Below are 11,478 nucleotides of genomic sequence, written 5' to 3' on the forward strand. Positions count from 1 at the left end.
GTTTATCTAGGTAAAAACGGGCTTGCGAAACTATCGCCAGCCCGTTGTTTATGAATTCGTTGTAAGCTTTCGAACTTTTAGAACACTTCCCCAAGCGAGCTGCCTTAAGGGATTTGTTTTATGGGATCGGCTTTAGGGGAGCGGCTTTAAGGGATCTGTCTTAAAAATTCCAGCGCTTTATCTAGGTCACGGGTGCGCGCCATTGGCGGCAGTGAGTTTAAAAAGGCTTGGCCGTAATAGCGATTCACGATGCGATTATCACAAAGGATCAGCACACCGCGATCTTTTTCATCACGAATAAGACGGCCAACACCTTGTTTCAGCGCAATAATCGCCTGAGGTAACGAGACTTCAGTAAAGGGATCGAGTCCTTGACGACTCACATTATCGGCTCGGGCGCGATACAGGGGCTCATCGGGCGACACAAAAGGTAATTTGTCGATAATCACGCAGCTTAACAATTTGCCGCGCACATCCACCCCTTCCCAAAAACTACTGGTGCCGAGCAATACCGCATTGCCGAGTTGGCGAAACTTAGTCAGCAGACTCTGTTTACCCGCTTGACCTTGTACCAGCAGCGGATACTGAGTGCGAGTTCGCAGTGCCAACGCTGCTTGTTCGAGCATTTTATGGCTGGTAAAAAGAATAAAAGTCCGTCCCTGCGCTGCGTCTATCGCTTGCACGCACACCTCCACCAGCTGTTTTAATGCTTGCTGTTGATTGGTCACGCTGCCAAGTTGTCTCGGCACACAAAATACCGCTTGGCGGGGATAATCAAAGGGACTGTCGAGAATGCTTTGCTGCGCATCGACGATACCCATTTCTCGGGCGAAATGGATAAGGCTGCGATTAACCTGCAAAGTTGCCGAGGTAAATATCCAGCTGGTTTCCGGCACAAATAACTGCTGGCACTCACGGGCAATATTGATGGGTGAAATTCGCAGCACCACAAAACGACTACCAAATTCAATGCTGTAGGCAGCCAGATTATTATCACAGTTAAAAAACACACTGAGCTTGTTATTCAGCTCAGCCAACTTGATGGCGATATCATCTAACAATTCACTGCGGCCAATATGGGCCATTAATAAATTCTGCAGCGCAGTTAATTCCGCTAATAAATCCCATGACGCCGCCGCGAGCGCTTTATTGCCCAGAACTAAACGCCAGTCGGATTCATCGCAGGAATATAACTGATTATGCCAGTCACTTAATTTAGCGAGGCAACGCTGACAAAATTGGGCGAGTTGCCCCGTGTCACTGAGTTCGGTCTGATAAATAGCGAGTAGCTTTTGAATAAAATCATCGATAGTGCGACTCGAACATTGCTGGCCAAAATAGTTAACGCAAATATTGGGTAATAAATGCGCTTCATCGAAAATCACCACGTCGGGATCGGGTAATAACTCGGCAAAACCCGTGTCTTTGAGTACGCTATCGGCGAAAAATAAATGGTGGTTAACCACAATAATTTTGGCATCCATAGCACGGCTGCGCGCCTTGCGGGTAAAGCAGGCATCATAAAAATCGCAGCGCTTACCAATACAGCTTTCTTTAGTACTGACTACGAGCGGCAACGCCGAGGAATTCTCAGGTACTGAGGTTAAACCGCCAATATCACCATCTTTACAGGTGCTCGCCCACTGATTGATTTTCAACAAATCATCCAACAAACGCGCATCGATATGTGTCGCCTCGCTCATTTGCTTATCGAGTCGCCACTGGCACAGATAATTATTACGCCCCTTTAGCAGTGCCAGTTTAGGCTCAATCCCCAACATGGCGACCAGCGCGGGTAAGTCTTTAAAAAACAACTGCTCTTGCAGATTTTTACTGCCCGTACTGACGATAACTTGCTTGCCGCTCAATATCGCGGGGATCAAATATGCAAAGGTTTTACCCACCCCTGTGCCCGCCTCAATCACCACATTACTCTTAGACGCTATCGCCTCACTCACTTGCTGCGCCATTTGCATTTGGCTTGTTCGCGCACTAAATCCTTGAATATGCTTAGACAATACTCCATCGGGCAAAAATGCGCGTTGCACTTCGGCAGCGAGTCGGCTCACCGCAACAGCGCCTTTTGCGGCAGCAGGCTTAGCCACTGTTTCTTTAGAGGAAGCATGCTTTGAGTTAGGTTGGCGGGAGCGAGTCAAAGGGAGAATCAATCCTTTATCAAGGTGTTAGATAGCGTTATAAAAAATGTAGTAAGGCCACACTATAAGCTGCTGCGAGGCTGCTGCGCGAGTGCATTGTGATGATTTTTTAGCCACACGCACTGGTTAGTACCGCAAACCGCGGCCGTAAACAATAGCGTTAAGCTTAACGGCTCGAAGCATTATGCTGATTTGAGATAAGACTACAAGTTAGCAAGGATAATTTCGCGGGTTCTTTCCCTCGCGCCATACATGAGCCGCCATTTAAAGCTGTTCATTATGGGTAGTCAGTTTTGATACAAAGCTCCCAAAACAAGATACTTGAGTACGCGCAGCATTAATTGCCATTGTTTCCCCAGTGACTCGCCATAAACTCGTCGCTGAAGGCTCGACGGCGGCATATATGGATATATTGACGGCGTGTCACTGGAATGACTGTGCTTAATGATTACATACACATTGACTTCACGACTTTCTCGGTCATTGGAACAGATTACGCTGATACTAGTTCGGCACGACTTACCAACACATTTCGGCCCACTTTAAACATTCCGCCAACAAATATGCTCGATCGCTTTATTTAGCGATAACCACCTGCCTTTCACAAAAACGCATAAATATTCTCATTTAATTCAAAATTGCTGTTGCAAAGGCTCATAAAAGCGGTTAGTTTAAATCCACTTATACGGATAGACGTCCGTAACAACGCATTCAACGCTTTACTTTATTTCGAGCAGTTGAGCCAATAAAGCTAAATACCGAGAGAGTAAAATGAGCCCATTACTGAACGCTATCCACCACCATCACCACCATATGCGGTAGCCTTCGGACGCTCACTGCCGGAGGACTATATCCTTCTGGCGGACTGATTCAAGATGATCATAAACCCCTGGAAGGAATTCCGGGGGTTTTTGCATTTAGGCGTTAATTTTGGTTTTAATTTTGATTTAAATTTAAATAGAAATTTTAGATATTTTATAAATTATCAATACGTTAGCTAGAGCCCATTGAATGGCAAGGCGTATTAAACCGATTAAACAACACATTTTGAATCTTTTAATTTTGATACTTTTGAGCGAGATAACACTATGACTGAATCGAACCGTTTACGCATCGCCATCCAAAAATCTGGCCGTCTTTCTACTGACTCTCAGCAACTGCTAAAAAGCTGTGGTGTTAAATTTTCCATTAATGAACAACGTCTTATCGCTCACGCCGACAATATGCCTATCGATTTACTGCGCGTTCGTGATGACGATATCCCTGGATTGGTGATGGACGGCGTGGTTGATATGGGGATCATCGGTGAAAACGTGCTCGAAGAGGAACAAATCGAGCGTCAAACTCTGAACAAACCCGCAGATTGCCTCAAACTGCGTCAGTTAGATTTCGGCTCATGTCGCCTCTCGTTAGCCGTACCCACAGAATTCAGTTATGCCGATGCCTCCTCTTTAGAAGGATTACGCATCGCCACTTCTTACCCGAACCTGCTGCGCCGTTTTATGCAACAAAAAGGCATAACTTATCGCGACTGTATGTTAAAAGGCTCGGTTGAAGTTGCCCCACGCGCTGGCCTTGCCGATGGAATTTGTGATCTCGTGTCCACGGGCGCCACCTTAGAAGCCAACGGTTTATACGAAACCGAAGTGATTTACCGCTCTATGGCCTGCATCATTCAGTCGACCCAAACCCAAACGCCGACTAAACAAGCACTCATCGACAAGATTCTTTCCCGCGTCAATGGTGTTATCCGCGCCCGTGAGAGCAAATACATCCTGCTGCACGCGCCAACCGAAACCTTAGACCAAATCGTCGCCCTGCTGCCCGGTGCTGAAAACCCCACCGTATTACCATTAAATGATGATACTAACCGCGTGGCTATCCACGCCGTCAGTACCGAAGATTTGTTCTGGGATACCATGGAACAGCTGACCGCACTCGGTGCCAGCTCGATTCTGGTGATGCCAATCGAAAAAATGATGGGGTAATGTATGGAAATCCTAACTTGGTCAACTTTATCAACCGCCGAGCAGAAAACGGCGCTGAAACGCTCACCCTTAATCGGTGACAGTGGCTTAGAGCAAAGCGTTCGCGCCATTCTCGATGCGGTGGCGACGCGGGGTGATGCCGCCATTCAAGAATTTAATCAAAAATTTGATGGCTTCAATAACGCTAATATTGGTGAACTCCGTATGGGCGAAGCCGAAATAGCTGCGGCAAGCGCACGGGTATCGCCAGAGCTGAAAGCGGCGATATCCAAAGCCATGGCGAACATAGATGTGTTTCACAGCGCCCAGCAATTTCGCCCGATTGATATGGAAACCGAGGCAGGAGTACGCTGCGAGCTACGTAGCGAACCGATTGAAAAAGTGGGTTTATATATCCCTGGTGGCAGCGCACCATTAATTTCTACCGTGATGATGCTTGCCCTGCCCGCCAAGATCGCCGGCTGCGAACAAAGAGTATTGGTCAGTCCACCGCCGATCAACGATGCCATTATCTATGCCGCCAATGCCTGCGGGATCACTGAAATCTATCAAGTGGGCGGCGCGCAGGCCATTGCGGCACTGGCCTTTGGCACAGAAACGATTCCGGCGGTTGATAAGATTTTTGGTCCTGGTAATCGCTATGTGACGGAAGCTAAACGTTTAGTGTCACAGGATGGTCGCTGCACTGTGTGTATCGATATGCCGGCAGGCCCTTCTGAGGTGTTAGTGATTGCCGATAGCGACGCGAATTGCGAATTCATTGCCGCCGATTTGCTTTCGCAAGCTGAGCACGGCCCTGATTCACAAGTGATTTTAGTGACGGATTCGCAAGCTATCGCCGATGGCGTGAATGACGCACTGACAAGACAACTCGCCGTCCTGCCCCGTTGTGATATCGCGGCAACGGCGCTACTGAGCAGTCGCACTTTTGTTGTAGACGATATGCTCCAAGCCGCGCAAGTTTCTAATCAATATGGGCCTGAGCACTTGATCATTCAAACGCGCTTTCCCCGTGAGGTGCTGAAAAACATTCGCGCCGCTGGCTCAGTATTTTTAGGCGCTTATACGCCGGAATCAGTTGGCGATTATGCCAGTGGCACCAACCACGTGCTGCCGACTTACGGTTACAGCCGCGCCGTGTCGAGCCTGTCATTAGCCGATTTTAGCCGCCGCTTTACCGTGCAGGAACTCAGCGCTAAAGGCTTAATCGGATTGGGGCAAGCGGTCATGACGTTAGCCAGTAACGAATTGCTCGATGCGCACAAAAATGCCGTCGCAGTGCGTTTAGCTAGCCTAGAGAAATGATCCGCTTAATCTTAAGTGATTGAAAATAGATGTGAGTGAAGAAAATGAGCCAAGTGAGCAGCATGGAAAAGACAGCAGAACCCACAGCATTAGCGCTTAATTTAGCCGAGCGCCTAGCGCGCCCTGAATTACTGGATTTAACGCCCTATCAGAGTGCTCGCAGACTGGGCGGTCGTGGTGATATTTGGATCAATGCCAACGAATCGCCGTTCAATAATGTCGATACGGCAGCACTCGATTTATCAAAATTGAATCGTTACCCAGAATGCCAACCGCCGCAGCTTATCAATGCCTACAGCGAATACAGCGGCGTAAGCGCCAGCAAGATAGTCGCCAGCCGCGGCGCCGATGAAGCGATTGAACTGTTAATTCGCGCCTTTTGTATACCAGGCGTCGACAGCATTGCCTGCTTTGGCCCGACGTACGGCATGTATGCCATCAGCGCGAACACCTTTAATGTGGGCGTTAAAGCGTTAAATCTCAGTGCCGAATATGGCTTGCCGACAAGCTATGCCGAGGACGTTCGCGGCGCAAAACTGGTGTTTATCTGCAATCCCAATAATCCGACCGGGACTGTGATCGACAAAGCCATTATCGAGCAAGCAATCAAAGCCCTGCCCGACGTGCTTGTGGTGATCGATGAGGCCTATATTGAGTTTTGCCCTGAATACAACGTGGCGGATTTACTGGAAAGCTATCCGAATCTAGTGGTACTGCGCACCCTATCAAAAGCTTTTGCACTCGCCGGAGCACGCTGTGGTTTTATGCTGGCAAATGAGGCCGTAGTCGAAATCATTATGCGCGTAATTGCGCCCTATCCTGTGCCGCTACCCGTGAGTGAAGTCGCCACGCAGGCACTATCAAGCGCTGGCGTTGCGCGGATGAAAGTGCAAGTTGCTGAATTAAATGAGCAAGGCGCCAGACTCACAGCGGCGATCAGCGCTTATTGTTCAAAATCGAATAGCTCAAATTCTCGCGCACGCGTGCTTAAGCCTAACGGCAATTATGTGCTGGCTGAATTTGATGATGTCGCCAAGGTCGCAGCGTTACTGCAAGGAAGCGGTGTTGTCGCCCGCGCCTACAAAGACCCAAGGCTTGCCCAGGCTATCCGCTTTAGCTTTAGTTCAAAGGCGGATACCGATGTGTTAGTGAATTTATTTGAATCGCAACGCACTGATCAATCACCAGAAACGAATAATAAGTAACTGAACATAACGACTAATAAAACCAATAAAAAGCAAATGCTGCGCTGAAGGTAAAATCAGGTTAAGCATTAGCTAAACGAATTAAATTTGAAGGTAGAGCCATGAACCCACAATTTATCCCGAACGTTGCACAAAAAATTCTGTTTATCGACCGCGATGGCACCTTGATTGAAGAACCCGTCACCGACAAACAGGTCGATAGCCTGGCTAAATTAGTGTTTGAGCCACAGGTGATCCCCGCTTTGCTCCGTCTGCAAAAGGCGGGATTTCGTTTAGTCATGGTCAGCAATCAAGACGGCCTTGGCACACCGTCTTTCCCGCAGGAAGATTTCGACGCCCCCCACAATATGATGATGCAAATCCTCAAAAGCCAAGGGGTGAACTTTGAAGATGTGGTGATTTGCCCGCACTTTAATGATGAAAATTGCAGCTGCCGTAAACCTAAGCTGGGACTAGTAAAAGACTATCTCACCCAAGGCTGCATCGATTTCACCCAATCAGCTGTGATTGGTGATCGCGAGACGGATGTGGAACTCGGCAATGCCATGGGCATTAAAAGCCTGAAATATCAACGCGACACTTTAGGTTGGAACGCCATAGCCGATGCGCTGCTGAGTAAAGGCCGCACCGCCACTGTTGTGCGCACCACCAAAGAAACCGATATTCGTGTGACTGTGGATCTCGACAGTTCAGTCAAAGGAAAAATCGACACTGGCATTGGCTTTTTCGACCACATGCTCGATCAAATTGCCACCCACGGTAATTTTAGAATGGATGTGAAAGTCGATGGCGACTTAGAAATCGACGATCACCACAGCGTCGAAGACACGGCGCTAGCCATAGGTGATGCCCTGCGCCAAGCGCTCGGTGACAAACGCGGCATTGCCCGTTTCGGCTTTAGTCTGCCGATGGACGAAGCCAAGGGCGAATGTCTGCTGGATATCTCTGGCCGTCCTTTTATCAAATTCTCGGCCGATTTTGAACGTGAGCACGTAGGCGAAATGGCCACAGAAATGGTGCCACACTTCTTCCGCTCCTTTGCCGATGGCCTGCGCTGTACGCTGCATGTGTCGACCGAAGGCGATAACGATCACCACAAGGTCGAAGCCCTGTTTAAAGTGCTCGGCCGCGCGCTACGCCAAGCGGTTAAAGTCGAAGGCGATATTCTGCCATCGAGCAAAGGCGTACTTTAAGGCATCAGCATAAATCGTTTAAGAGGTTAGGATGCAACAAGACACTCTATTAACAGCTGGTCAGCAATTAACAGCTAGCCCGCAAATAACAGCAAATGAATCATCAGATGCTGAAACCGTCATCATAGACACGGGCTGCGCCAATTTAAGTTCAGTACGTTTCGCCTTCGAGCGTTTAGGCGCTAAGGTATTGGTCACAGATGATAAAGCCAAAATCAAAGCGGCAAAACGTGTGGTACTGCCGGGTGTAGGCACAGCGGGTGTCGCCATGGCGTCCTTACATGAAAAAGGCCTAGTCGAACTCATCCAAGGCCTGACTCAACCTGTGCTGGGCGTATGTCTTGGCATGCAAATGTTGGCGGCGATTTCTAAGGAGCGCGGCGGAAAAGGTCAAGATTGCGAGTGCTTAGGCATAATCCCAACCGACATTTGTGAACTGGATACGCAGTTACTCAAAGCTGAAAGCTTACCTTTGCCACACATGGGCTGGAACCAACTTAAGCTCACGACAAACTCACAAGGCGCCAACAGCCCTAACGTTCACCCGCTGTTTGCGGGCATTGAAGATGGCAGTTATGTATATTTCGTCCACAGTTACCGCGCGCCGTTGAGTGAATTCACCTTAGCCGAATGTACTTATGGTGAAGGTTTTAGCGCCGCCATTGGCAAAGGCAACTTTATGGGCGTGCAGTTCCACCCCGAAAAAAGTGCCGCCGTGGGCGCGCAAATTCTGCGTAACTTTTTACAGATGGACGAGTTACAGATAAACAAAACTCTGATGAACGAAGCTCTGATGAACAAAGCGCTGCAAGGCAGCTCTGCTAATGGCCATGCGGGTGCAAATAAGGCTGACCAATGAATAAATTAATCATCAAAAAACCATTTATTAATAAATCACTTACAAACAAATCAACCAAGGATTTAAGCTTATGATTATTCCTGCAATTGATTTAATTGATGGCAATGTCGTCCGCCTCTATCAAGGTGATTACGGCCAACAGACCACCTTTGATTTAAGTCCTTTGGCGCAGCTGCAATCCTACGAGGCTCAAGGCGCGAAGTGGTTGCATATCGTTGATTTAACAGGCGCGAAAGATCCCGCTAAACGCCAAACTCGCCTTATCAGTCAACTCGTGGCGGGACTAAACGCTAATATTCAAGTTGGCGGTGGCATTCGCACGGAAGAACAAGTCACTGAATTATTAAATATCGGCGTAAAACGTGTGGTAATTGGCTCGCTGGCAGTGAAAGAACCTGAGTTAGTCAAACAATGGTTTATCAAATACGGCAGCGAAGCGATTTGCCTCGCACTCGATGTCAATATCAACCAAAGCGGCGAGAAAATTGTCGCCGTATCCGGTTGGCAAAGTGGCGGCGGTAAGAGTTTAGAATCCCTTGTAGAAACCTTTAGCGCGGTCGGCTTAAAGCATGCGCTAGTAACTGATATTAGCCGTGACGGCACCTTAACGGGCGCGAATACCGAGCTTTATCAAGAAATTGCTGCAAGTTATCCCGATATCGCTTGGCAAGCCTCCGGCGGTATTGCGACTCTTGAAGATGTTGCCGCCGTGCGTGACAGCGGCGCTGCGGGCATCATTATCGGTAAAGCCTTGCTTATCAATCAGTTTAACGTAGCGGAGGCAATCCAATGCTGGCCAAACGACTAGTTCCCTGTTTAGATGTGAAAGACGGTAAAGTAGTGAAAGGCGTGCAGTTTCGTAACCACGAAATTGTCGGTGATATCGTGCCCTTAGCCGCGCGTTATGCCGAAGAAGGCGCCGATGAGCTGGTATTTTATGACATTACCGCCAGCGCCCACGAACGTGTGGTCGATAAATCTTGGGTGAGCCGCGTGGCAGAGCAGATTGATATTCCCTTCTGCGTGGCAGGTGGCATTAAAACCATTAGCCAAGCCCGTGAATTATTAGCCTTTGGGGCGGATAAGATTTCGATTAACTCGCCCGCCTTAACCGATCCGAGTTTGATCTCGCGCCTGCAGGACGAGTTCGGCCGCCAGTGTATCGTGATTGGCATCGACTCCTTTTTCGATGCCACCAGCAACAGCTATAAGGTAAAGCAATTTACCGGCGATGAAGCGGCGACTAAGGATACGCAGTGGTTTACCCAAGACTGGGTTGAAGAAGTGCAAAAACGAGGTTGTGGTGAAATCGTGCTCAATGTGATGAACCAAGACGGCGTGCGCGGCGGCTACGATATCAAGCAGTTAAGCCTTGTTCGTGCCATCTGCGACGTGCCTTTAATTGCCTCTGGCGGCGCTGGAACTATGGCGCATTTCCGTGATGTGTTTATTGAAGCCAAGGTCGATGCGGCGCTGGCAGCGAGCGTATTCCACAAGGCGATTATCAACATCGGTGAGTTAAAAGCCTATTTAGCGGCCGAAGGCATTGCGATTAGGCGCTAGCGATTGCAATTAGACGCTCGCGGTCAATCGTTTATAGCGAGCTAATGCCGCCTACCGATACAGTAAGAGCATGAGTAAGAGCTAGCAACCACAATACGTCGCTAAAAAGTATCAACAAATTAAGAGTGAACACTATGTTAACGCAAACAAACACTAAAGCGGATTTTAGCGAGCTGGATTGGGACAAACAGGATGGACTTATTCCTGCCGTGATCCAAAATCACTTATCGGGCAAGGTATTAATGCTCGGTTATATGGATAAGGCCGCGCTGGAAAAAACCTTGAGCACAGGTGATGTCACCTTTTTCAGCCGCTCAAAACAGCGTTTATGGACTAAGGGTGAAACCTCGGGCAATACGCTAAAGTTGGTGGCTATCGATAAGGACTGCGATAACGACAGCCTGTTAGTGCAAGTTATTCCCAATGGCCCAACCTGTCACAAAGGCACCGAAAGTTGCTGGTTAGATGACAATGCGCACCCATTTTTGAATAATCTCGCCAGCTTAATCACCTCGCGTAAAGGGCAAAGTGCCGATTCCAGCTATACAGCGTCTTTATTTGCGCGCGGCACTAAACGTATCGCCCAAAAGGTCGGGGAAGAAGGTCTTGAAACCGCCCTTGCCGCTGCGACACACGATAAGGAAGAACTGGTTAACGAAGCCTCAGATCTTATCTATCACTTGCTGGTATTGCTTGAAGATCAAAACTTAAGCCTCAGTGATATCACAGCAAACTTGCTGGCAAGACATGAAAAGGCGCTGCAGAGCAAAGCATAAACAGCTTACTGACTCTGATTTCATGCTAGTCACTGACATCTAGAAATGCCGCACACTTAAGCCAAGTCTGCGGCATTTTTTATCTTGCCATAAATCTAGCTAACTCCTCTTTACTTCCTCTCGTTGACCATAAACTCAGTGTGAGTTAGGCATGTCTTTAAGCTTAGTTACATGACAAAAAACAAACAAAATACTGTTGTAATGGTTGACAAGTACACCTCAACTCCCTATGGTAGCCTCCGTTGCCGTTAGGTTATTAAGGCAAGGCATGAAAACACTTATCCGTTTTTACTCAACACACGCTAAGGCAAGTTTTATGTGTTTCACAGCATTTTATACTCCCTATCTGTAGCCGCAATGGCATAGATAGGCACCTCGCCTGACCTTCCATTGTGGCCATATCCTTTCGGATCCGCTTAGCGCCACTGTCTCA

General features: G+C 48.3%; 9 protein-coding genes. 8 read left to right on the plus strand and 1 reads right to left on the minus strand.

Going from position 1 to position 11,478, the window contains the following annotated elements; all coding sequences use genetic code 11:
- Positions 1-146: 146 nt before the first annotated feature.
- Positions 147-2,156: an ATP-dependent DNA helicase gene (locus Q4Q57_RS06595; protein ID WP_311890218.1), complete on the minus strand. Its 2,010-nt coding sequence runs from the start codon at positions 2,154-2,156 to the stop codon at positions 147-149.
- Between the two features lie 1,088 nt (positions 2,157-3,244).
- On the opposite strand from Q4Q57_RS06595, the gene hisG reads away from it, so the two are divergent.
- The 8 genes from hisG to hisIE all read left to right on the plus strand — a co-directional run bounded on the left by hisG (position 3,245) and on the right by hisIE (position 11,045).
- On the plus strand, positions 3,245-4,144 hold the full coding sequence (hisG, locus tag Q4Q57_RS06600; protein ID WP_006086295.1) for an ATP phosphoribosyltransferase: 900 nt from the start codon (positions 3,245-3,247) through the stop codon (positions 4,142-4,144).
- A gap of 3 nt (positions 4,145-4,147) precedes the next feature.
- Positions 4,148-5,449: a histidinol dehydrogenase gene (gene hisD / locus Q4Q57_RS06605; RefSeq protein ID WP_311890219.1), complete on the plus strand. Its 1,302-nt coding sequence runs from the start codon at positions 4,148-4,150 to the stop codon at positions 5,447-5,449.
- 44 nt (positions 5,450-5,493) lie between these two features.
- The gene (gene hisC / locus Q4Q57_RS06610; protein ID WP_311890220.1) at positions 5,494-6,654 is read left to right on the plus strand and encodes a histidinol-phosphate transaminase; all 1,161 of its coding nucleotides are present in this window, start codon (positions 5,494-5,496) and stop codon (positions 6,652-6,654) included.
- Between the two features lie 101 nt (positions 6,655-6,755).
- A complete protein-coding gene (gene hisB, locus Q4Q57_RS06615) occupies positions 6,756-7,847 on the plus strand; it encodes a bifunctional histidinol-phosphatase/imidazoleglycerol-phosphate dehydratase HisB (RefSeq protein WP_259529210.1) in 1,092 nt (363 codons plus the stop codon).
- A 31-nt stretch (positions 7,848-7,878) separates the two neighbouring features.
- The gene (gene hisH / locus Q4Q57_RS06620; RefSeq protein WP_311890221.1) at positions 7,879-8,706 is read left to right on the plus strand and encodes an imidazole glycerol phosphate synthase subunit HisH; all 828 of its coding nucleotides are present in this window, start codon (positions 7,879-7,881) and stop codon (positions 8,704-8,706) included.
- A gap of 70 nt (positions 8,707-8,776) precedes the next feature.
- A complete protein-coding gene (hisA, locus tag Q4Q57_RS06625) occupies positions 8,777-9,514 on the plus strand; it encodes a 1-(5-phosphoribosyl)-5-[(5-phosphoribosylamino)methylideneamino]imidazole-4-carboxamide isomerase (protein WP_311890222.1) in 738 nt (245 codons plus the stop codon).
- On the plus strand, positions 9,496-10,269 hold the full coding sequence (hisF, locus tag Q4Q57_RS06630) for an imidazole glycerol phosphate synthase subunit HisF (RefSeq protein ID WP_006081894.1): 774 nt from the start codon (positions 9,496-9,498) through the stop codon (positions 10,267-10,269). The genes hisA and hisF overlap by 19 nt, the downstream gene beginning before the upstream one ends.
- A gap of 134 nt (positions 10,270-10,403) precedes the next feature.
- The gene (hisIE, locus tag Q4Q57_RS06635) at positions 10,404-11,045 is read left to right on the plus strand and encodes a bifunctional phosphoribosyl-AMP cyclohydrolase/phosphoribosyl-ATP diphosphatase HisIE (protein WP_011846974.1); all 642 of its coding nucleotides are present in this window, start codon (positions 10,404-10,406) and stop codon (positions 11,043-11,045) included.
- Positions 11,046-11,478: the final 433 nt, after the last annotated feature.

The organism is Shewanella sp. SP2S2-6 (assembly GCF_031931965.1).
Taxonomy (GTDB): Bacteria; Pseudomonadota; Gammaproteobacteria; order Enterobacterales; family Shewanellaceae; genus Shewanella; species Shewanella baltica.